Below are 22,700 nucleotides of genomic sequence, written 5' to 3'. Positions count from 1 at the left end.
CTGGGGGAAATCGGAGCCTCCAACCGGGTTGTTCCGCTTCGCACCGCGCGCGGACCCCCCGTGGCGGCGTCCCCGCTCAGCGGCGTGCCCTGGGGTGACTCGACGCGTAGACCTCGCGCAGGTGCTCGACCGTCACCAGCGTGTAGATCTGCGTGGTGGTGACCGAACTGTGTCCCAACAGCTCCTGGACGACCCGGATGTCGGCCCCGCCGTCGAGCAGGTGGGTGGCGAAGGAGTGGCGCAGGGTGTGCGGTGAGACGCCCTCGACCCCGGCGCGCTCGGCCACCGCCGCCAGGATCCCCCAGCCGCCCTGGCGGGTGAGCCTGCCCCCGCGCGCGTTGAGGAACAGCGCCGGACCGCCCCGGCCGGAGGCGGCCAGGCCCGGCCGGGCCCGCACCAGGTAGCCCGAGAGCGCGCGGCGGGCGTGGGAGCCCAGCGGCACCACGCGCTCCCTGCCGCCCTTGCCGCGAAAGCGCACCAGGCCCACGGCGTCGTCGCCCTCCACCGCGTCGGCGACGTCGTCCACGTCCAGCCCCACCGCCTCGGAGACGCGCGCGCCCGTGCCGTAGAGCACCTCCAGCAGCGCCCGGTCGCGCAGGGCCAGCAGCCCGGCGCGGTCGCCGGAGGCCGGGGCCCCGGCCGGTCCGGCGGCGTCCAGGAGGCGCTCCACCGACGCCAGCGGCACCGCCTTGGGCAGGCGCATCGGCGGCGCGGGCGGGGAGACGTCGGCGGCCGGGTCCGTGGTGGCCCAGCCCTCCCGGGCCGCGAATTGGTGCAGGCCGCGCACGGCGGCCAGGGCCCGCCCGGCCGAGGCGGCGCCGAGCGGCGGGTGGTCGGCGTCGCCCTCGCGCAGGGCCCGCAGGAAGTCGCCCACCTGGGCGGGGCCCACCCGGTCGGGCGAGAGGACGCCGTGCTCGGCCAGATACGCACGGTAGCGCCGCAGGTCGCGCCGGTAGGCCGCGAGGGTGTTGTCGGCCAGGGCGCGCTCAGCGCTGAGGTGGTCCAGGAAGGCGGCGCACACCCGCGCCAGCGGGTCCCGCTCCTCGCCCGCCCGGTCGGCCACGGGTCAGTCCTCCGCCGGCTCGCGCAGGGAGGCGAACCCGTCCGCGGCGGCGGCCTGGGCGGCCAGTACGCCGATGACGGTGGCGCCGTTGTGCAGCCTGCCCGCCATCACCAGGGCGACCGCCTCGTCCAGGGGCACCCACTCGGCGACCAGGTCGGCCTCCTCGTGCTCGCGTTCGAAGCCGATCTCCTCGGGCGGCACCACCGACAGGTCCCGGGCCAGGTACACGTGGATGCGCTCGTCGGAGAACCCGGGCGAGGGGAAGAACTCGGCCAGCTCGTGCCAGAGCCCGGCGCGCAGCCCCGCCTCCTCGACGAGTTCGCGCTGGGCGGTGCGCAGCGGCCCCTCGCCCTCCTCGTCGATGAGCCCGGCGGGCAGCTCCCACAGGGTGTGCCGGGTGGCGTGGCGGTACTGGCGCTGGAGCAGCACCCGGCCGTCGGCGTCCAGGGCCAGGGCCGCGGCGGCGCCGGGGTGCTCCATGTAGTCGCGGGCGGCCACGGTCGTGCCCTCGCCGTCGCTGCCGACCATGCGCACCCAGTCCGTACGCATGCCGCACTTGACGCTGCGGAAGCGTTCCTCGGACCGCTCCACCGGCCACGACTCGGGGGCGTCCGCGACCTTCGCGTCCGCCCCCGTGGGAAGGGCCGGGTGGGTGTCACTGGGCATGGGTTCTCGCCTCTCAGGACTCACTCGTGCCCCGCCCGGCCCCTCGGATCAGGAGTTGTGGTACTCCAGGGCCGCCGAGACCAGTCCGCGGAAGAGCGGGTTGGCCTTGGTCGGGCGGGAACGCAGCTCCGGGTGCGCCTGCGTCGCGACGAAGAACGGGTGGGCGTCCCGGGGCAGTTCGACGTACTCCACCAGCTTGCCATCCGGGGAGAGCCCGGAGAACACCAGACCCGCCTCCTCCAGCTTCGGGCGGTAGGCGTTGTTGACCTCGAAGCGGTGGCGGTGCCGCTCGGAGGCCTCGGCGCTGCCTTCGTAGAGCTCGCGCACCACGGTGCCCTCGCCCAGCGCGGCCGGGTACATGCCAAGGCGCATGGTGCCGCCCATGTCGCGCTGTCCGGCGACGACGTCGGTCTGGTCGGCCATGGTGGCGATGACCGGGTCGGCGGCCTTGTCGTCGAACTCGGTGCTGTTGGCGCCCTCCAGCCCGAGCACGTCGCGGGCGTACTCGATGACGACGGCCTGCAGGCCCAGGCAGATGCCCAGCAGCGGCACGCCGTTCTCACGCGCGTAGCGGATGGCGCCGATCTTGCCCTCGATGCCGCGCACGCCGAAGCCGCCGGGGATGAGGATGCCGTCCGCGCCGTCCAGCTCCGAGGCGGCGCCGGAGGGGCTGGCGCAGTTGTCGCTGGCCACCCAGCGGATGTTGACGCGGGTGTCGGTGGCGAAACCGCCCGCGCGCAGCGCCTCGCTGACCGACAGGTAGGCGTCGGGCAGGTCGATGTACTTGCCGACCAGGGCGATGGTGACCTCGTGGTCGGGCTGGTGCACGCGGCGCAGCAGTTCGTCCCACTCGGTCCAGTCCACGTCCCGGAAGGGCATGCCCAGGCGGCGCACGACGTAGGCGTCCAGGCCCTCGCGGTGCAGGACCTTGGGGATGTCGTAGATCGAGGGGGCGTCGGGGGTGGAGACCACCCCGGCCTCGTCCACGTCGCACATGAGGCTGATCTTGGACTTCAGGCTCTGCGTGATGGGGCGGTCCGAGCGGCACACGATGGCGTCGGGCTGGATGCCGATGCTGCGCAGGGCGGCCACGGAGTGCTGGGTGGGCTTGGTCTTCATCTCGCCGGACGGGCCGAGGAAGGGGATGAGGGACACGTGCAGGAAGAAGCAGTTGTCCCGGCCGATCTCGTGGCGGATCTGGCGGACCGCCTCCAGGAAGGGCTGCGACTCGATGTCGCCGACCGTGCCGCCGATCTCGGTGATGACGATGTCGACGTCGGGGGCGTCCATCGCGTAGATGCGCGCCTTGATCTCGTTGGTGATGTGCGGGATGACCTGCACGGTGTCGCCGAGGTAGGCGCCCTGGCGCTCCTTGGCGATGACGCTGGAGTAGATCTGGCCGGTGGTGACGTTGGCCGTGGCGGACAGCTCGGTGTCCAGGAAGCGCTCGTAGTGGCCGACGTCCAGGTCGGTCTCGGCGCCGTCGTCGGTGACGAAGACCTCGCCGTGCTGGAAGGGGTTCATCGTCCCCGGGTCGACGTTGAGGTAGGGGTCGAGCTTTTGCATGGTGACCCGCAGGCCGCGCGACTTCAGAAGTCGTCCCAGGCTGGAAGCGGTCAGGCCTTTACCGAGACTGGAGGCGACGCCGCCGGTAACGAAAAGGTGCTTGGTACTCGCGGCGGATGCCAAAGTGGTGCTCCCGTGGGTTGAGTGGCTACGGCGGGCTCGGATCGGGCTGAGCGGCCGTGCGGCGGTCCGGTTGCGGGCGGTTGGTTTCGTCGCTCCGGCCGCCGGACTCCACGGGGCACCAGGATAACAGGCACCCCGGCTGTCCACACCCGGGGACGCCCGGATTCCCTCCCGTCACCAGCGTGATCGCCTTGCCCGCAGCGGTTCGGAGCGCAGCCGGGCGACGAAAACCACACACGGTCAGGCCGGGAACGCCCCGGCGCGGCCCAGGTAGGCGGGCGGCTGCTTGTCCAGGCGCAGGCCCATCCACTCGCCCAGGTCGGCGGCCCCGGAGAGGCTGATCCCGGTGTGCAGGCCGCTTCGGTGCAGGGCGTACAGCAGGTCCTCGGTGGCGATGTTGCCGGTGGCGTCGGGGGCGAAGGGACAGCCGCCGAAGCCGCCCAGGCTGGAGTCGAGCACCCGCACGCCCGCGTCCACGGCCGCGAGCGCGTTCGCGTAACCGGTGTTGCGGGTGTTGTGGAAGTGACAACGCAGCGCGCGCCCGTCCGCGACCTCGCCGACGGCGGCCACGAGTTCCCTCACCTGGCGGGGCACACCCACACCGATCGTGTCGGCCAGGGCGATCTCCACAGCACCCGTGTCGGCGATGCGGCGGACCACCTCCACCACGCGCTCAGGCGCCACCTCGCCGTCGAAGGGACAGCCGAACGCGGTGGAGACGGTCACGCTCAGCGGAATGCCCGTGCCCTCCAGCGCGGCGTCGATATCGGTCAGGACACCGAGCATCTCCTCGACGGTGCACCCCTGGTTGCGGACGCAGAACCCGTCAGTGACCGGCACCGCGACGTTGACCTCCGACACCCGCGCGGCCACCGCGCGGTCCAGGCCGCGCCGGTTGAGGACCAGCCCGATGTGGGAGACCCCCGGCGCACGCGTGACGCCCGCCATGACCTCCTCGGCCCCGGCCATCTGGGGAACGCGCCTGGGATTGACGAAGCTGACCGCCTCGATCCGGCGCACCCCGGCGGCCACCGCGCGGTCGATCAGCTCGACGCGGTCCTCGACCGAAAGAGTCCTCGCCTCGTTCTGGAGGCCGTCGCGCGGCCCCACCTCGACGATCTCGACGTGCTCCGCACCCTCGGTGGCCATCGTCCGTCCCCTTCCACGCGCCGTTGCGTCAGCGCAAGGGTAGTGGAGCACCCACCGGCGGCCCCGCACCAGGGGGCCAGCCGGTGGAGGCCAAGAATGTGGCCAGCCCGTGGGGGTTTGAAGTTCAGCCGTCTGGTGGTTGAACGTGTTCGGTGCTGCCCTCCTCAGACACGGCGGGGTACAAACGGAAAACACCAGTGCCGGGTAGGGGTGTGGGGGGTGGCCGTGGGTCCCAGGCTCCCCGTTCAGACCCAAGGGGTCTTCTCCAGTGCTGGGGACCACGCGATGCGCACATCGGTTGCCCTGGGGGTGAGCGCATCGCGTGCTTCGCCCCGGTCCTCCAGTGCCGCGGTCGACAGCACGCCCGCGAAGTGCGTGATAAGCGGCTCAGCCACCACCCCACGCCGTCACCGTCCACTCTTCCCAGACCCCGGCCGCTGGGGGTGGTACGAACGCGCACGTATCCGCCCTCCAGAAGACAGGGGGTGAAAGGCACGCGTTACGCGCGACCTGGAGCAGAGGGGGGGTTGCAGCTCAACCACAGGCAGGTAGTCACGGATCAGGTGACCACCCTCCCGTCACCACAGACCAAACCCCGGGGCGCAGGCCGAAGGGGTGCACGCCCAACCCCCGCAGCCGGGGTCAGCGCGACCGCGCACACCCAATCCCCGTTGGCTGAGGTCAGCGCGACCGTGCACGCCCAACCCCCGCAGCCGAGGGTCCAGAACCCCGCAACCCCATGCCCCTCAGCCCCGCGTCTTCTCAATTACCGACCCCACGCCCCACACCCCACGCCCCTTCGCTCCCCTCCACCTCAGCGCAGGGCGAGCGACCTCAGCGCAGGGCGAGCGCGGGGCGGACCTCCCAGGTCGTCCACACCGGGCGGTACCCCATGCGGTGCCAGAACGGCCCCGACAGCGGGTTCATCGCCGCGTAGTTGAGCACCGAGACGCCCACGCCGTGGCTGTCCAGCGCCTGGTGCGCCTGCCCCACCAGCGCCGTGCCGATCCCGCTGCCGCGCTCCGCGGCGGTCACCACCCCGTAGCCGATGTGCGCGATCGGGCGCGCGTTGACCAGCGACTTGGCCCAGCGCGAACGCTCGGGCGGGGAGACCCACAGCAGGCCCACGGCGCGACCGCGCCGTTCTGCCAGCCAGATCCAGGACCGGGAGCGGTTCAGCGCCCGGGCGGCCACCTCACGGGTCTGCTCGGCGGTGTCGGGTTGCAGGAACACCCCGCCGAAGTGCTGCTCGTAGCGGTGTTCCTCCATGAGCAGACCGACCACCTGGGTCAGGTCACTCCGGTCGGCCAGCCGGATGGTCACGTCGCGCGGCGGCAGCGACGGGGGCACGCCGCGGCGGCGCTGGCGGGCGGCCAGCACGGTGTAGGGCTGCAGGCCGTGGCGCTGGAGCGGGATGATGCCGCACACGTCGCGGGCGGGCCAGCTCACCAGGGCCGCCGACTCCGAACCGGTGCCGGTCGGCAGGTCCTCCAGCTGGTCGCGCCAGCTGGTCAGCAGCGAGTCCAGAGCGCGGCCGGGGTCGGGCCCGCCCACGATGGGGGTGAGCCAGTGCTGGTCGGGCACGCCCCATATCCGGCCGACCTCGCCCGGCTGGTACCAGGTGTAGTGCATGGTCCCGGCGGCGACGGCACGGCCGTCCTCGTCGCTGACGGTCAGGAGGGGATAGGAGCCCGGAGCGAAGTTGACCGGTTCGGGCAACAGCGAATCCACGGCCGCCCAGCGCTGGGCGGCCGAACTCACCAACGGGTCCAGGCCGACGTCGCCTCCGGGCGACTCATCATGCCGCACCCGTGCGACATAACCGCTCATCCACCCCTCCCCTAGCGGGTCCTCACGTCGAACGCGCGCCCTCGGAACGGCTCCGGCAGGGCGCGTGCACCGCCCCTGGGCCGTCGTGCCGCCCCGGCGGGGCAGGCCACACCGCGGGCGGAACGAAACGACCGTACCGCCTCAGAACCGATCAGGAGGACGAAACAGCCAACTGCAACCAAGAATTCACTGCGCGTCGCCACGCCCGCTCGGCCCCGGCGTCCCGTGCCGCTTCCCCGCGCGCGCACGGACGCGCACCACCGTAACGGATCGAAGGTCACTCTCGGGTGCCGGGGCGGTCAACGCCCCGACACGAACCCCCGGCGCGAGCGGCCTCCCCGGGCATGGACCCTCCGACACGGGCCCCAGCACGGACTCTCCAACACGAATCCCCCGGCACGCAACGCCCCCGGGATCACCGCTGTGCCGCGCCGCCCTCGGCCACGGTGGTGTTGCGCCCGTGGTTGATCACCTCGGGCTCGCCATCGGCGAAGGAGATCCTGTTGTCCACCCCGACCAGCACGATCTTGTCCGCCGAGCCCACGTCGACGGTGGACCCGCGACCGGTGGCGCGCACCAGCCCGCACTCGCCGTGCAGCACGACGACGGCGTCGTCCGCGGTGACGACGACCTCGCGCTCACCGCAGTCCTCGCTCACCTCGGCGCCGTCGTCGACGACGATGAGCACGTCCTCGGTGCTGACGTTGTGCTTGGGCATGTCGGGCTCGTCCTCGTCGGAGGCGCCCTGGGTGCCCGGAGCACCGTTGGGCGGCTCGACGTCCTCGTGCCCGAAGGCCAGAGCACAACCGGGAAGGAGGCCGGTGACCAGCAGACCGCCGCCCGCGGCCACGAGAAGCCGAACTCTCATGTTCTCCCCCACAACCGGATAACCGGCAATTGCGACATACGGCTTGCGCGAAGCCAAGAGTATGTCACGCGGAGGTAACTATGCGACCTCACCGTTCTCAAAAAGTTTCTCTTTCGAGACGTGAGTGCCGCCCCGACCCCGGCGCACCCAGAGAACCTCGGTGCCCCCAGAGGCCTCCGTGCCCTCAGAGAATCCCCGTACCCCCAGAAGATCCCGACGACCCCAGAGAACCTCGGTGCGCCCGCAGGCCCCCGTGCCCCCAGAAGATCCCAGCATCCCCAAAGGACCCCGGCGCCCCCCAGAAGATTCCGGCGTCCCCAGAGAATCCCCATGCCCCCAGAGCTGGAAACCCTACTCCACAGGCACTCGCGTCACTTCACCCCGGCCGCGTCCATACCGCGCAGCTCACGTTTGAGCTCGCCGATCTCGTCGCGCAACCGGGCCGCCAGCTCGAACTGGAGGTCGGTGGCCGCCTGGTGCATCTGCTCGCTCAGCTGCTCGATGAGCCCGGCCAGCTCCGCGCGCGGCATGGCGGACACGTCCGCCGAACGCTCGCCCAGCGCGGGCACGGGCGCCCGACCGCCCCTGCCACCCGAGCTGCGGTACCCGGTGGCCATGAGCTCCTCGGTGTCCACGTCCTCGCGGTTGAGCGCGTCCAGGATGTCGGCGATCTGCTTGCGCAGCGGCGTGGGGTCGATCCCGTGCTCGGCGTTGTAGGCCAGCTGCTTGTCCCGGCGCCGGTTGGTCTCGTCGATGGCCGCCCGCATGGAGTCGGTGACGTTGTCGGCGTACATGTGCACCTGGCCCGCGACGTTGCGCGCCGCGCGCCCGATCGTCTGGATCAGCGAGGTCTCCGAGCGCAGGAAGCCCTCCTTGTCCGCGTCCAGGATCGCCACCAGCGACACCTCGGGCAGGTCCAGGCCCTCGCGCAGCAGGTTGATGCCCACCAGCACGTCGAACTCGCCCACGCGCAGCTCGCGCAGCAGCTCCACGCGGCGCAGCGTGTCCACCTCGCTGTGCAGGTAGCGCACCCGGATGCCGAGTTCGGTGAAGTAGTCGGTGAGGTCCTCCGACATCTTCTTGGTGAGCGTGGTGACCAGCACCCGCTCGTCGCGCTCGGCCCGCACCCGGATCTCGTGGACCAGGTCGTCGATCTGCCCGTCGGTGGGCTTGACCAGCACCTCGGGGTCGACCAGCCCGGTGGGGCGGATGACCTGCTCGACCACCTCGCCGCCGCCCTGGCGCAGCTCGTAGCGGCCCGGAGTCGCCGACAGGTAGATGCTCTGCCCGATGCGCTCGGTGAACTCCTCCCACTTCAGCGGCCGGTTGTCCAGCGCCGAGGGGAGCCGGAACCCGTGCTCGACCAGGGTGCGCTTGCGCGCGGCGTCGCCCTCGTACATCGCGCCGATCTGCGGGACGGTCACGTGCGACTCGTCCAGCACCAGCAGGAAGTCCTCGGGGAAGTAGTCCAGGAGCGTGTTGGGCGGGCTGCCCGGCTCACGGCCGTCGAAGTGCCGCGAGTAGTTCTCGATGCCCGAGCAGGTGCCGAGCTGGCGCATCATCTCCAGGTCGTGGGTGGTGCGCATGCGCAGGCGCTGCGCCTCCAGCAGCTTGCCCTGGGCCTCCAGCTCGGCCAGCCGCTCGCCCAGTTCCGCCTCGATGGTGGCGATGGCCCGCTCGGTGCGCTCCTCGCCGGCCACGTAGTGCGAGGCGGGGAAGATGAACATCTCCCGGCTCTCGCCGAGCACCTCGCCGGTGAGCGGGTGCAGGGTCAGCAGGCGTTCGACCTCGTCACCGAACATCTCGATGCGGATCGCCAGCTCCTCGTAGACCGGGATGATCTCGATGGTGTCGCCGCGCACCCGGAACGTGCCGCGCGTGAACGCGGTGTCGTTGCGGGAGTACTGCATCTCCACCAGGCGGCGCAGCAGGTCGTCGCGGTCGACCTCCATGCCCACCGCCAGCTGCGCCATCCGGTCCACGTACTCCTGCGGGGTGCCCAGGCCGTAGATGCACGAGACCGAGGCGACCACGATCGTGTCCCGGCGCGTGAGCAGCGAGTTGGTGGCCGAGTGGCGCAGCCGCTCGACCTCGTCGTTGATGGAGGAGTCCTTCTCGATGAAGGTGTCGCTCTGCGGGACGTAGGCCTCGGGCTGGTAGTAGTCGTAGTACGACACGAAGTACTCGACGGCGTTGTTGGGCAGCATCTGGCGCAGCTCGTTGGCGAACTGCGCCGCCAGGGTCTTGTTGGGCTGCATCACCAGGGTGGGCCGCTGGAGCTGCTCCACCGTCCACGCCACGGTCGCCGTCTTGCCGGTGCCGGTCGCGCCGAGCAGCACCGTGTGCGGCTCCCCGTCCCGCACCCTCCTGCTGATCTCGGCGATCGCGCCCGGCTGGTCCCCCGCCGGGGTCATCTCCGAGATCACCTCGAAGGGCGCCTCGCTGCGTTTGATGTCGCTGACCGGTCGCACGTCGCCTCTTCTCCCGTCGAAGGCGGGCCGCCCCCGCTGGCCCGCGTGTCCCTCACCCCTAACGCTACAGACCGCGTACGACATCCCTTCCCGGCCGAGGGCGCGGAGTTACCATCGAGACCAGCGCTCTGCGTCCGAAGCGAGGTGGCAGCCGTGTCACACCCCTCCAGACCGACCTTCGACCCGGACCTCCCCCCGCGCGCGGTCGCGCGCATGAGGGCCCATCCCGAAAAACTGCTCCCGGCCGCGGCCCGCCCGCGGCGCGGGCCCACCTGGCGCCAGGGCGCCGCGATCACGGCCGCGGGGTGCACCTCCCTGGCCGCCGTCGCCCTGCTCTCCCCGGCGGCGGGAGCCGTCCTGGTGGCCCTGCTCTGCCTGGGGACGACCGCGGCCGTCCTCGGCCTGGCCTCGCTCCGGGGCTCCTTCACCGACGACTGGGCCGACCTGGTCATGCACGCCTTCTGGGCGCTGCCCGCCTCCACCGTGGGCGTCCTGGGCGCCCGGACGCTGCTCGGCCAGGCGCTCGGTCCGGTCGGCGCCGTTGTCCCCGGCGACCCCGCGACCGCCGTCCTCTACCTGACCGCCGCCGCGGGCGGCGCCGGGGCCATCCTGCGGCCCGGCATGGTCGCCCGCCTGGCCTCGGAGTACGCCGACCGGTACGTGCTGCCCCAGGACTTCGGCCGCACCCACGGCTACGCCTCTCGCACCGAGGAGCCCGAGGCCCACCTGTTCGCCGCGCTCCAGCAGGCCACCGACCGGGTGGAGGAGGGCGTGCGGGTGCTCGGCGACTCCTTCGACGCCGCCCAGACCCTGCCGCTGCTGCGCGAGGAGGAGTGGAAACTGGCCCGGGAGCTGCTGCGGCTGCGCTCCCTGCGCAGGGAGCTGCTGGTGCGTCGGCGCGAGGCCGTGTCCGAGCAGGTCACCCGGGCCCTGCAACCGCAGGAGGAGGCGGTGGCCCGCGCCACCGAGGCGCTCGACGAGCGGGTCGGGGTGCTGACCGGTTACGGCGACCGGGTGCACGCGGCGGTGACCGCGCACCGCGAGTGGGAGCAGTGCCAGGAGATCGCCGACCGCGCCGGGGACTACGCCGACCTGGCGCTGTTCTCGGCGCAGGAGCGGGTGCGCCCCCAGGAGATCGACGACAGCCTGCTCAGCGTGGAGGCCGCGCACTCGGTCCGCGAGGAGCTGGTGCGCGAGGCCGTGGCCGCCGGGTCGTCCCTGTCCGAGGTCCTGCACCGCGACCGCGGACGGGAGTGACGCGAGCGAGAACAGGGACGGGAGTGACGCGAGCCCCCACGAAGAGCAGGTCGGAGAAGACGATCCGGTAGTCGCCTCTCCCGTCACGGTACGAGTGGCGGTCCCCGTCGACGGTGATCTCGTCGCTCCCGTAGATCCGCCGCTGGGCCTCCTGGTGTTCCCGGCTGTACTCCAGCAGGTTCCCTCCGACCGTGAAGTGGAACCTGTTGTCGACCTCGAAGCCGCTGCCCACACGGGTGAGCAGCTCCCGGACGTCGGAGGGCAGGGGGAAGTCGGGCGGCCCGTCCCCGGCGGGCGGCGGGGGCCCTTTGGGGTAGAGCAGGCGTACCAGGTCGTCGACGGTGGACATCGTTGGCTCTCCGGCGGGGTGGGGGGACGGAAAGGGGGCGCGCTACCGGGCGCGCTCGACGAGTTCGCGCCAGAGTTCGGCCACGCGCTCCGTCAGCTCCTCGCGGGTGCCGGAGTTGTCCACCACCAGGTCGGCGGCGGCCAGGCGGGTGTCCCGGTCGGCCTGCGCGCGGATGCGGGCCTCCACCTGCTCACGGGGCATGCCGCGGTTGGCGGCGACCCGCTCCACCCGAACCCCGTCGGGGGCGTCCACCACGACAACCACGTCGTAGAGCGGCCCCAGGCCGTTCTCCACCAGCAACGGGACGTCGTAGACCACCACCTCCACACCGGAGGCCACGGCCTCATCCATGAGCTGGGAGCTGCGCTCGCCCACCAGGGGGTGCACGATGGCGTTGAGCCTGGCCAGGCTGGCCTCGTCGGCGAAGACGATCTCCCCGAGCCGGGGCCGGTCCAGGCGCCCGTCGGGGGTGAGCACTTGTTCGCCGAACTCGGCGACGACGGCCTCCAGGCCCGGAGTACCGGGTTCGACGACCTCCCGGGCGATGGCGTCGGCGTCGACCACGGTGGCGCCGTAGGCGGCCAGTCCGGTCGCGACCGCGCTCTTGCCCGAGCCGATCCCGCCGGTGAGTCCCACTGTGAGCATGTCGGAAACCCTAGACCGCCGCCCGCGTCCGCGTCATGGCGCCCCCGCCTACCGCGCGGCCCGTGCGGCGCCGTCCGGGCGGGCCGCGGCCGGGGTGAGCTCCTTGCGCATGTGCACCATGACCAGGTGTTCGGCGACGCGCTCGCGGGAGGTCTCGGCGTACCCCAGGCCGCGGTAGAGCCGCTGCTGGCCGGTGTCCTGGGCCCCCGCGGACAGGGTGAGCGCGGCCAGGCCGGGGTGGCGCTCGCGCAGGCGGCCCTCCAGGTCGGCGAGCAGCGCCCGCGCGATCCCCCGGCGGCGCAGGTCGGGCACGACCGCCAGACGGGAGACCACCGCGCTGGTGCCCAGCACCCGCGCCCGCACCGAGCCGACCAGGCGGGTTCCGGCGACCGCCTTGAGCACGAGGGTGTCCTCCTGCCCCAGAAGTCTCTCCACCCTCTTCAGACTCTCGGTGAGGGCCAGCACGAACGGGTCTCCGAAGGCCTGGGCCTCGTCGACGAACGCCGCGCGCTGGAGGGTGAAGACCTCGCCCGCGTCGGCGGGGGCGGCCGGGTGGATGTCGAACACGTCGCCTCCTGAAGGGCCCCTCCGTCGGGGGCACGCCACGAGCGTCTCTGATTAGCGTGGTGATCCGATAGAAGACATCGTGCCCGCTAACGGGATCTCCCACCGTGGTGGGGTGGCGTGGGCGTGCAGGTGGAAACCCGCGCCCAACGCCGCCCCCCTGGGCCGGTGCGGCCAGGTGGTGGGTGTGCTGATCGTGTCCACGCCCTGGTACCGGTGGGCCGCGCGCGGCAGCCGGGACCGGTCCGGTGGTGCGTGCCCCTCCGGACGCTGCCCCGCCCGACCGTGTGGTCTGGCGGGGGAGGGTGCCCCGCGTCGCCTGGGCGCGGGGCGTGTGTAACGACGCCGGGTCGGACCGGTCTTGGACCGGTCCCCCCAACGGGTCTTCGTGGCGACGGGTGCAATAACCACCGCGCGGGTTTCGAGCGCCTCCACCATCGTACGGATGCCCATCGCCCCCGTCACACGATCAACGGTGGTGGTCCTGGCCTGGTGGGTCAGGCCGCGTGCGGCCACGCGCTGCCAGGCTCCGCTGTCACGGTCGCCCTGCCACCCGCAACCATTGCGGTCGGGGCACCGGGCCCACCTCCACCCCGGAACGGACCGGTCAGGGGTCTTACGGTGCTGGAGCGGGGCCAGACAGCGGGGGCAGTGCTTCGAGGTGCCCCGGGCGGGGACGGTGACCACCGCGATCCCCACCTCGGCGGCCGCATGGCGCATCCGCTCCACGACGCGTCCGCGCACCTGCTGGGACAGGCGGGTGTTCATCGTGCGCCCCATGCCCCGTGCTTCCATGGATCGCAGGTCCTCCACGTAGATCACGCTCGCCCCGGCGGCGATGGCCTGGTCCACCGCCCACCGGGTGGCGGAGGTGGCCAGGGCGTCGTTGAGGCGGGAACGCCTGGCGGACACGCGCCGGGCTTCTTCAACCAGGACGGCGTGTTTGATGGAAACGGGATGTGCGGTGTCTCCGCCAGTGAGGCGTTGGTGGTGGTCGATCTTGGCGTGCAGGAACTCGCCCTGGCGGCGCAGCCGGTGCTGCTTGGCCAACACACCAGAGGCCCGGAACATCGCACCCGAGCCCAAGGCGGTGATACGCCCGTCCTCGCACAACCGGACCGATCCCGCGCACAGCAGGGTGTTCAGCCCCCAGTCCACACCCAACGCGACCGTGTGCCCGCTGCTGCGGGCCGTGGGGACAGCATGGCTGTAGGACACATCGGCGCGCACCTTCTCGCCCAGAATGCGCAGGGTTGGCAGGTGGAGAACCGCATCTGTGGGGACGGTGGGCGGCAGCGTGAGGGGACAAGCCACCCACGTCCAGTCCGCATACGTGCGCGGGTCGGAGCGGATGGGCAGCTTGAGCCGCAGCAGGCCCCGGCCCGGATCGCTCTCATGGCGTTCCAGGGTCACCTGCTGGGCGTCGCACGCCGACAACACCAGCATCCGTGCGATGCGGGGCACACCCTCCAGATCGAACACATCGACCGGCAACCGGCCGTGCTTGCGGGCGAACGCGGTGACCTGCCGGGTACGGGAGCCGATCAGGCTGGACGGCAGATGCTCACCGCCGGGGATGGCGCCGCGGACTTGATCCCACTCGGCGGGGGTGCGCCGGGCGGGGTAGGCGGGCCAAGCGGCCAGCACCCCCAAGGTCAGATCAGCACGCCACTTCACCGACCGCAAAGTGCGCCCCGCCGTTTCCTGGGCCATGCGCACGATCCGGTCGTTGACCCGCACACCCTCGGGCGGGGCGGCGGCCCAGCCCAATCGGCGCAGCGCCATCCACGCGTTCGACGGCAGCCTACGCCCGGCCGCGTCCGCCCCCGCGGCCAGCGCGTCCACGTCAGCAGCGTTGGAGTGCTCGACCAGCAGGCCGGTGGCCATGCCGGTGACCAGGTCGGCGCACCAGCCCACACGCTGAGCCAGCACCGAGGCCGACACGAGTTCGCCGGTTTCCTCTTCCACCCCGGTGCGCAGCACGACCGGGGCGCACGCGGTGCGGGAGGCCTCACCCGGGGCGAGAGGCACCTTGCGGCTCACCGAGCACCACCTCGACCCACCCGGACCGACGCATCCCGTGCGGGGCGGACGGCCTCTACGACCGCCCGCCTTGGAGGGGTCCGGCCGTGTGCCGACAAGCGGGTGCGCATGAAGGTGAGCATGGCACGAAGCACGAACACGTGTGGGAGTTTTCGGAAAATTCCCGTGCTCTGGTGGGCTCTGCGGCCTGATGCGCTGACTTTGGGTGGGGTGGTGGCTCTGGCGGGCTCATGCTGTGTTCTGACCGGCGCCTGATTCGTCTCCCGGCGGTTGCGTTCAGCGGACCACCCGGTCAGAGCCGAAGGAAAACCAGGGATAGCCAAGGGAACTACCCGGCCGGGGCCGGGCACGGCGAAGGGCCGCCCCCTCCGGAGAGGGGACGGCCCGAACAGCTTCTCAGCGTGTCCTCGGAGGCTGTTTAGGCGTCGCCGCCCGCGAGCTTCTCGCGCAGGGCGGCCAGGGCCTCGTCGGAGGCCAGGGCGCCGCTGGAGGACTCCGAGCCGGACGAGCTGCTGCTCTGTCCGCCACCGGTGTAGTCGTCCTCCTCCACCGGAGCAGGAGCGTTGGCGGCGTCGGCCTCGGCCGCGCGCGCCTCCTCGACCTGCTTGCGGTGCGCCTCGAACCGGGCCTGGGCCTCGGCGTAGCTGCGCTCCCACTCGTCGCGCTGGGCCTCGAAGCCCTCGAGCCACTCGCCGCTGTCCGCGTCGAAGCCCTCGGGGTACTTGTAGTTGCCCTGCTCGTCGTACTCCGCGGCCATGCCGTAGAGGGTGGGGTCGAAGTCCACCTGGTCCGGCGAGACGCTCTCGTTGGCCTGCTTCAGCGAGAGGCTGATGCGGCGGCGGTCGAGGTCGATGTCGATGATCTTGACGAAGATCTCGGTGCCGACCTGGACGACCTGCTCGGGCACCTCGACGTGGCGCTCGGCCAGCTCGGAGATGTGGACCAGGCCCTCGATGCCCTCCTCGACGCGCACGAACGCACCGAACGGAACCAGCTTGGTGACCTTGCCGGGAACGACCTGGCCGATCTGGTGGGTCCGGGCGAACTGCTGCCACGGGTCTTCCTGGGTCGCCTTGAGCGACAGGGAGACGCGCTCGCGCTCCATGTCCACGTCGAGGACCTCGACGGTGACCTCCTGGCCGACCTCGACGACCTCGCTGGGGTGGTCGATGTGCTTCCAGGACAGCTCGGAGACGTGCACCAGGCCGTCGACGCCGCCCAGGTCCACGAACGCACCGAAGTTGACGATCGAGGAGACCACACCCTTGCGGATCTGGCCCTTCTGGAGGGTGTTGAGGAAGGTCTGGCGGACCTCGGACTGGGTCTGCTCCAGCCAGGCGCGGCGGGACAGGACCACGTTGTTGCGGTTCTTGTCCAGCTCGATGATCTTCGCCTCGAGCTCGCGGCCGACGTAGGGCTGCAGGTCGCGCACACGGCGCATCTCGACCAGGGAGGCGGGCAGGAAGCCGCGCAGACCGATGTCGAGGATGAGACCGCCCTTGACGACCTCGATGACGGTGCCGGTGACGACGCCGTCCTCCTCCTTGATCTTCTCGATCGTGCCCCAGGCGCGCTCGTACTGGGCGCGCTTCTTGGACAGGATCAGGCGGCCTTCCTTGTCCTCCTTCTGGAGGACGAGGGCCTCGACCTGGTCACCGACGGCAACGACCTCGCCGGGGTCGACGTCGTGCTTGATCGAGAGTTCCCGGGAGGGAATCACACCCTCGGTCTTGTAGCCGATGTCGAGCAAGACCTCGTCTCGATCGACCTTCACGATGGTGCCCTCGACAATGTCACCGTCGTTGAAGTACTTGATGGTCTCGTCGATCGCCGCGAGGAAGGCTTCCTCGGACCCGATGTCGTTGACCGCTACCTGGGGTGTCGAGGTGGCCTCGGTGCTGCTCGTCATGTGTGGGTGGACTCCGGATACGGACAGATTCAGAAAGATGGTCACATCGCGGGTTCGAACCCGTCGATCCGTCGTCCGAGGAGCGGAGCCGAGGCGGAGATGAACCGCCTGGACACCAATCGCCAGGTGCAGGGTGTCGACCGGAGCGGCGCGGTCGCGCCGACCCTCACCGGAGACAGCGGACGCACGCAGGAACCCACAACGCTCCCGCCAGAATATGAGACAAGGGCGTCCTGGTCAATCGGAACCCAGGGCCGCCAACCCGGCGTAGGTCGCAATGGCGGCAATTTACCCGAGCATGGCGGTCAAGATCAACTGGGGGGTAGTCCCACGTCCGAACGGGGGTTTCGTTCCCGTGGGACGGCCGCGGCGGCGGCCCGGGGCGTCGGCGCGGAGGCTGGAAGAAAAAGTGCGAAGGGCCGGTTACGGTCAGTCCGCGGAAGGTTTGGAGCGTGACCGTTTGATGGCGCTCCGTTGCTTCTTGGCGTCCAGGCGGCGCTGTTTGGCCCTGCGGCTCGGACGGGTCGCGCGGCGCTCGCGGGCGGGCGGCGCGATCGCCTCCTCCAGCAGGGCGGCCATCCGCTCCCTGGCCTCGGCCCGGTTGCGCGCCTGCGAGCGGTGGGTCTGCACGGTCACCGTGAGCACGTCCCCGACCAGGCGACCCCGGAGCCGCTCCAGCGCGCGCTGGCGCCGCGTGCCGCCCAGGCCGGGGCAGGCCGCCACGTCGAGCGACAGCGACACCCGGGTGTCGGAGGTGTTGACGTGCTGGCCGCCGGGCCCCGAGGAGCGTGAGAAGCGCCACGTGAGGGCGTCGGCGGGGACGGTGACCGGACCCGCGCTCAGCCCCTCTTCGGCCGTGCTCCGTGTCGTCACCGTCCCCACCTTCCCTTCGTGCGCGGGCCGCGCGCGGCCCCTGTTCAGTGCGCGGCGTCGTGCCAGTTCTGGCCGCTGCCGACCGAGACGGCCAGCGGCACACGCAGATCATAGGCGGAGCTCATCTCGCGCGCCACGATGTTCTCGACCTCCCCGCGCTCGCCGGGCGCGACCTCCACCACGAGTTCGTCGTGCACCTGGAGCAGGACCCGGGAGGCGAAGCCGCCCCCGGTGAGGGCCGCGTCCACCCTGAGCATGGCCACCTTGATGATGTCGGCGGCCGACCCCTGGATCGGCGCGTTGAGCGCCATCCGCTCGGCCATCTCCCGGCGCTGGCGGTTGTCGCTGGTCAGGTCGGGCAGGTAGCGGCGCCGCCCCAGGATGGTCTCGGTGTAGCCGACCCGGCGGGCCTCCTCGACCACGGCGTTGAGGTAGTCGCGCACCCCGCCGAACTCGGCGAAGTAGTCCTCCATGAGGCGCTTGGACTCCTCCGGCGTGATCCCCAGCTGCTGGGACAGGCCGTAGGCGCTCAGCCCGTAGGCCAGGCCGTAGCTCATGGCCTTGATCCTGGACCGCGCCTCGCCGTCCACCTGCTCGACCTCGACGTCGAAGATCTGCGCGGCCATCTGCGCGTGGAAGTCGTAGCCGCTGTTGAAGGCGTCGATCAGCGCCTGCTCGCCCGACAGGTGCGCCATGATGCGCAGCTCGATCTGGCTGTAGTCGGCGGTGAGCAGCTCCTCGTAGCCCTCCCCCACCACGAACGCGCGGCGGATGCGCCGCCCCACGTCGGTGCGCACGGGGATGTTCTGGAGGTTGGGGTCGGTGGAGCTCAGGCGCCCGGTCGCCGCCACCGTCTGGTTGAAGGTGGTGTGGATGCGGCCGTCGTCGGCGACGGTCTTGATCAGTCCCTCGACCGTGGTGCGCAGCTTGGTCTGGTCGCGGTGGTGCAGCAGGACCGCGGGCAGCTCGTTGTCGGTCTGGGCGGCCAGCCACGCCAGCGCGTCGGCGTCGGTGGTGTAGCCCGTCTTGATCTTCTTGGTCCTGGGCAGGCCCAGGTCCTCGAACAGCACCTGCTGGAGCTGCTTGGGCGAGCCGAGGTTGAACTCGCGGCCCACGATCTCGTGCGCGCGCTCCACCGCGACCCGGCCCGCCGCGGCGAACTCGCCCTGGAGCTCCTCCAGGTAGGCCCGGTCGGCGGCGATCCCGGCGCGCTCCAGGCGGGCCAGCACGTCCACCAGCGGCAGCTCGACCTCGTGCAGCAGGTGGGTGCCGCCGCGCTTGTCGAGTTCGGCGGAGAGCACCCCGGCCAGGTCGCGGGTGGCGCTCGCGCGCACGGCCAGCAGGTGCTGGCGGCCCGAGCCCGCCCCGTCCTCGCCGCCCAGGTCCAGGGTCAGCTGGTCGCCGGAGGAGTCCTCCTCCAGCTCCCGGCCCAGGTACTTGCGGCACAGGTCGGCCAGGTCGAAGCGGCGCTGTCCCGGCTGGGCCAGGTAGGCGGCCAGGGCGGTGTCGCTGACCACCCCGCCCAGCTCCCAGCCGTGCGCGCCCAATGCCAGCAGGGCGCCCTTGTACTCGTGCACGGCCTTGGGGCGGCGGGGGTCGGCCAGGAAGTCCGCCAGCGCCTCGGTGTCGGCGGGGTCCAGGGCGGTGGGGTCCACGAACACGGCGTCGCCGGAGGGCACGCTGATGGCCAGCGCGTCCACCCGGCCGGTGCCCTGTCCCCAGACTCCGTCCAGGGCCAGTCCGGCGGGCGCGGTGGGCGTGAGGGTGTCGGAGGCCGCGTCGTCGGGGGCGGCGTGCGCGGCCAGCCAGGGGGCCAGCCCGCCGGTCCCGGCCACGGTCAGCTCGACGCGGAAGCCCTCGACCGCCTCGGTCACGGTCTCCCCGGAGCCGTCCTCGGGCAGGCGGACGACGGCGTAGAGGCGCTCGCGCAGGTTGGAGGCGAACTCCAGGTTGTCGAAGAGCGCGTCGATCCCGGTGCGGTCGGCCTCGCCCAGGGCCAGGGCGGTGACCTCCGCCTCCAGCTCCACGTCCGTGGCCAGCCGGTTGAGCCGCTGGTTGCGCAGGACGTCGTCCAGGTGGTCGCGGAAGCTCTGCCCGGCCTTGCCGGGAAGCTCGTCGGCGCGGGCGACCAGCTCGTCCAGGGACCCGTACTTGGTGATCCACTTGGCGGCGGTCTTGGGGCCCACGCCCGGCACTCCGGGCAGGTTGTCGGCCTTCTCGCCCACCAGCGCGGCCAGGTCGCGGTAGCGCTCGGGGGTGACCCCGTACTTGTCCTCTACCGCGGCGGGGTCCATCCGCCGCAGGTCGGACAGGCTCTTGCCCGGGTACAGGACCGTGCAGGAGTCGGTGACCAGCTGGAAGGCGTCGCGGTCGCCGGAGGCGATGAGCACCTCCATCCCGGCCTCGCCGCCCTGGTGGGCCAGGGTGGCGATGACGTCGTCGGCCTCGAACCCGGGGGCGGACAGGTTGGCGACGCCGATCAGCCTCATCAGGTCCTGGGTGAGCGGCACCTGGGAGGGGAACTCCGGCGGGGTGTCGGAGCGGCCGTCCTTGTACTCGGCGTACTCCTCGTGCCGGAAGGTGGGGCCGGACAGGTCCCAGGCCACCGCGACGTGGGTGGGCTCCTCGTCGCGCAGCAGCTTGACCAGCATCGACGCGAAGCCGTACACGGCGTTGGTCGACTGCCCGGTACTCGTGCCGAACTTGTCCACCGGGAGCGCGAAGAACGCGCGGAAGGCCATCGAGTGGCCGTCCAGGAGGAGGAGCCGGGGGCGCCTGCCGCCGTCGCCGGTCCGGGTTGTCTGGTCGGGGGTCTCTCGCTTGGTCACCACAGGTGAATCCTAGGATGCGACGGAGACACTTCGCGGCCATACCGCGAGGGCAGTGACACGACGGCGGGGACGCCGCCTCCGGTCCGGCGCGGCCCGGGCCCGGCCGCGGCGGGGTCCCGAGGAGGCGGAGGGCAGATGACGACGGACTCCGAGGCGATGCGGCGGATGCTCGACACGGGCGCGCTCGCGGGCGGCCTGGGCGAGCGCATGGGCATCGAGGTGACGGAGGCGTCCGCCGAGCGCGTGGTGGGCCGGATGCCGGTGGAGGGCAACGTCCAGCCGTTCGGGCTGCTGCACGGCGGCGCGTCGTGCGTGCTGGCCGAGACCCTGGGGTCGATCGGCGCCACGGCCCACGCCTCCCGGTTCGGCAAGGTCGCGGTCGGTATCGAGATCAACGCCACGCACCACCGCTCGGCCACGGAGGGACACGTGACCGGTGTGGCCACACCCGTGCACCTGGGCCGGACGCTGGCCACGTGGGACATCACCATCACCGACGACGGGGGCCGGAAGGTGTGCACCTCCCGGCTCACGTGCATGCTGCGCGAGATGCCGGGGGCGTAGCGGGGCCCGGTGGCCCGGGAGGCCCCGGCGGGCCCGCCGGGGCCGACCGCGGTAGCCGCCCGGAGCAGCTGACGACCGCTCCGGGCGGGTGCTCCGGACGGGCCCCGCGGGGTGGTCGTCCCTTCTGCGCCGCGTATATCGGTCAAGGGTTTTCTCGTTTTAAGGAAGGACCGCTTCACACTCGTGTGTAGTACGCCTGTAACTTTTGCAGCGGGCCCGTAACTTTCCCCCGGTCCGGCCGCCTCCCTTGACGACCGGACCGCGTCGCACCTGATCATCGCGACACTTCGCTACCCCGCGAGCACGGAAAGCTGTGTTCTGTACAGAGACGAAACGTCGGATGTCGATGATGACTACAGAGCCATAACAGCCTGACGGCGAGTCGGCACCAACGCCCGTTCCGTCCTTTCCGCGCCAGAACTTTCATGATTAAGCTCCGCTAACGCTCCTGATTAAGTCATGCCACACATCACGGACATTCAGGACGCGCATGCTCATGGCACGGCTGCCCCGCGCAGCACGTGCTTCGCCGGTTGAACGGAGTGACCACGATCATGGCTAGCAAGAAGGTCCTAGGCCTCACTGCCGCAACCGCGGCCCTCGTCCTCGGCCTGACCGCGTGTGGCAGCGACGGCGGCGAGGGAGGCGGCGGCGGTGAGGGCGGTGAAGAGTTCACCTACGGCATCCTCTACCCGCAGACCGGCAACCTCGCCTTCCTCGGCCCGCCCCAGATCACGGCCGCCGAGTACGCGATCTCCGAGATCAACGCCGCGGGCGGCATCCTCGGCACCGAGGTCCCCGCCATCGTCGAGGGCGACGAGGCGGGCGACAACGCCCAGGCCAACGAGGCCGCCAACAACCTCGTCTCCGACCAGGTGAACGCCGTCATCGGCGCCGCGGCCTCCGGCATGACGCAGGCGACCTACGACACCATCACCGGTTCCGAGATCGTCCAGTGCTCGGGTTCCAACACCGCCGCCGAGCTCAGCGAGATCGAGGACAACGGCTACTACTTCCGCACCGCGCCGAGCGACCTGCTCTCCGCGGTCGTGATGGCCCGCACGATGGTCGAGAACGGCAACCAGAACATCGCCATCGTCGCGCGCGCCGACGACTACGGCGGCGGCTACGCGGGCGCCCTCCAGACGGAGCTGGAGAACCTGGGCGCCCAGGTCGTGGTCAACGAGACCTACGACCCGCTGGCCACCACCTTCGACTCGGTCGTCAACAGCGTCACCACCGAGGAGCCGGACGCCGTCGCGCTCATCGCCTTCGAGGAGGGCGCGCAGGTCATCGCCCAGCTCCTGGAGGGCGGCACCGAGGGCGAGCAGCTCTACGTCACCGACGGCCTCAACGACCCGAACCTGGGCGAGACGGTCAGCGCCGACGACCCCGAGAGCGTCACCGGCATCACCGGTATCGCCCCGAGCGCGGACAACCCCGAGTTCACCGAGGGCCTGACCAGCTTCAACGAGGAGCTGGAGGTCTTCCAGTTCGCCCCGCAGGTCTACGACTGCGTCACCGTGATCGCCCTGGCCGCCGAGGCCGCGGGCAGCGTGAACCCGTCCGAGTACGTCGCCGAGCTGCCCAACGTCAGCCGTCCCGAGGGCACCGAGTGCGGCACCTTCGAGGAGTGCCGCGACCTGCTGGCCGACGGTGAGGAGATCAACTACCAGGGCGTCAGCGGCAACATCGACTTCAACGACAACGGCGACCCGACCGCCGCCACCTTCGAGATCTTCCACTACGGGGAGGACGGCCACGAGATCCTGGCCTACGAGGAGCACTCCCTGGAGGAGTAGCGGCGACGGTTCGTAGCGGCCCCCGCCGCGCACGGACCCCTCCGTCACGGCGCGGTCCGTGACGACACACGGCAGCGGCGCCCCGGGAGCGGGTTCTCCCGGGGCGCCGCTTCGCGTGTGCGCGCCC

The 22,700-nt window shown here is 71.4% G+C and carries 16 protein-coding genes; 3 read left to right on the top strand and 13 right to left on the bottom strand.

The window, feature by feature from the left end; translation table 11 throughout:
- Positions 1–76: 76 nt before the first annotated feature.
- From AC0VX6_RS08760 to uvrB, 7 genes are all read right to left on the bottom strand, one after another.
- Positions 77–1,063, bottom strand: coding sequence for a site-specific tyrosine recombinase XerD (locus AC0VX6_RS08760; RefSeq protein ID WP_475468049.1), 987 nt, complete (start codon positions 1,061–1,063; stop codon positions 77–79).
- A 3-nt stretch (positions 1,064–1,066) separates the two neighbouring features.
- The gene (locus tag AC0VX6_RS08755) at positions 1,067–1,729 is read right to left on the bottom strand and encodes an NUDIX domain-containing protein (protein WP_274976979.1); all 663 of its coding nucleotides are present in this window, start codon (positions 1,727–1,729) and stop codon (positions 1,067–1,069) included.
- 48 nt (positions 1,730–1,777) lie between these two features.
- Positions 1,778–3,418, bottom strand: a complete 1,641-nt coding sequence (locus tag AC0VX6_RS08750) for a CTP synthase (RefSeq protein WP_274976978.1) — start codon at positions 3,416–3,418, stop codon at positions 1,778–1,780.
- 240 nt (positions 3,419–3,658) lie between these two features.
- Positions 3,659–4,567, bottom strand: a complete 909-nt coding sequence (locus AC0VX6_RS08745) for a hydroxymethylglutaryl-CoA lyase (RefSeq protein ID WP_475468047.1) — start codon at positions 4,565–4,567, stop codon at positions 3,659–3,661.
- Between the two features lie 834 nt (positions 4,568–5,401).
- A complete protein-coding gene (locus tag AC0VX6_RS08740; protein WP_013152018.1) occupies positions 5,402–6,397 on the bottom strand; it encodes a GNAT family N-acetyltransferase in 996 nt (331 codons plus the stop codon).
- 415 nt (positions 6,398–6,812) lie between these two features.
- Positions 6,813–7,265, bottom strand: a complete 453-nt coding sequence (locus AC0VX6_RS08735) for a DUF3060 domain-containing protein (RefSeq protein ID WP_274976976.1) — start codon at positions 7,263–7,265, stop codon at positions 6,813–6,815.
- Positions 7,266–7,636: 371 nt separating this feature from the next.
- Positions 7,637–9,736, bottom strand: coding sequence for an excinuclease ABC subunit UvrB (gene uvrB / locus AC0VX6_RS08730; protein WP_274976975.1), 2,100 nt, complete (start codon positions 9,734–9,736; stop codon positions 7,637–7,639).
- Positions 9,737–9,889: 153 nt separating this feature from the next.
- Here uvrB and AC0VX6_RS08725 point away from each other — a divergent pair, with 153 nt between their 5' ends.
- Positions 9,890–10,993: a hypothetical protein gene (locus tag AC0VX6_RS08725; RefSeq protein WP_475468045.1), complete on the top strand. Its 1,104-nt coding sequence runs from the start codon at positions 9,890–9,892 to the stop codon at positions 10,991–10,993.
- Positions 10,994–11,384: 391 nt separating this feature from the next.
- Here the strand turns inward: AC0VX6_RS08725 and coaE are convergent, their stop codons facing one another.
- The 6 genes from coaE to polA all read right to left on the bottom strand — a co-directional run bounded on the left by coaE (position 11,385) and on the right by polA (position 20,207).
- Positions 11,385–11,987 carry a dephospho-CoA kinase gene (coaE, locus tag AC0VX6_RS08720; RefSeq protein ID WP_274976973.1) on the bottom strand — a complete coding sequence of 201 codons (603 nt, stop codon included), beginning with the start codon at positions 11,985–11,987 and terminating at the stop codon, positions 11,385–11,387.
- Between the two features lie 48 nt (positions 11,988–12,035).
- Positions 12,036–12,554 (bottom strand): GNAT family N-acetyltransferase, encoded by a 519-nt coding sequence (locus AC0VX6_RS08715; protein WP_475468044.1) that lies wholly within the window; start codon positions 12,552–12,554, stop codon positions 12,036–12,038.
- A gap of 51 nt (positions 12,555–12,605) precedes the next feature.
- Positions 12,606–14,594, bottom strand: a complete 1,989-nt coding sequence (locus AC0VX6_RS08710; RefSeq protein WP_475468043.1) for a zinc ribbon domain-containing protein — start codon at positions 14,592–14,594, stop codon at positions 12,606–12,608.
- A gap of 418 nt (positions 14,595–15,012) precedes the next feature.
- Entirely contained in the window at positions 15,013–16,503 is a 1,491-nt protein-coding gene (gene rpsA, locus AC0VX6_RS08705; protein ID WP_274976971.1) for a 30S ribosomal protein S1, read from the bottom strand.
- A 429-nt stretch (positions 16,504–16,932) separates the two neighbouring features.
- A complete protein-coding gene (arfB, locus tag AC0VX6_RS08700) occupies positions 16,933–17,376 on the bottom strand; it encodes an alternative ribosome rescue aminoacyl-tRNA hydrolase ArfB (protein WP_212640769.1) in 444 nt (147 codons plus the stop codon).
- Positions 17,377–17,420: 44 nt separating this feature from the next.
- Complete coding sequence (gene polA / locus AC0VX6_RS08695) at positions 17,421–20,207, bottom strand: DNA polymerase I (protein WP_475468041.1); 2,787 nt, start codon at positions 20,205–20,207, stop codon at positions 17,421–17,423.
- 135 nt (positions 20,208–20,342) lie between these two features.
- Here polA and AC0VX6_RS08690 point away from each other — a divergent pair, with 135 nt between their 5' ends.
- On the top strand, positions 20,343–20,771 hold the full coding sequence (locus AC0VX6_RS08690) for a PaaI family thioesterase (RefSeq protein ID WP_274976969.1): 429 nt from the start codon (positions 20,343–20,345) through the stop codon (positions 20,769–20,771).
- Positions 20,772–21,325: 554 nt separating this feature from the next.
- Positions 21,326–22,573: an ABC transporter substrate-binding protein gene (locus tag AC0VX6_RS08685; RefSeq protein ID WP_274976968.1), complete on the top strand. Its 1,248-nt coding sequence runs from the start codon at positions 21,326–21,328 to the stop codon at positions 22,571–22,573.
- Positions 22,574–22,700: the final 127 nt, after the last annotated feature.

The sequence above is a fragment of the Nocardiopsis sp. iso_25 genome (assembly GCF_056173305.1).
Note: the sequence above shows the minus strand (reverse complement) of the source record. Positions and strands in the feature narration are given on the sequence as shown.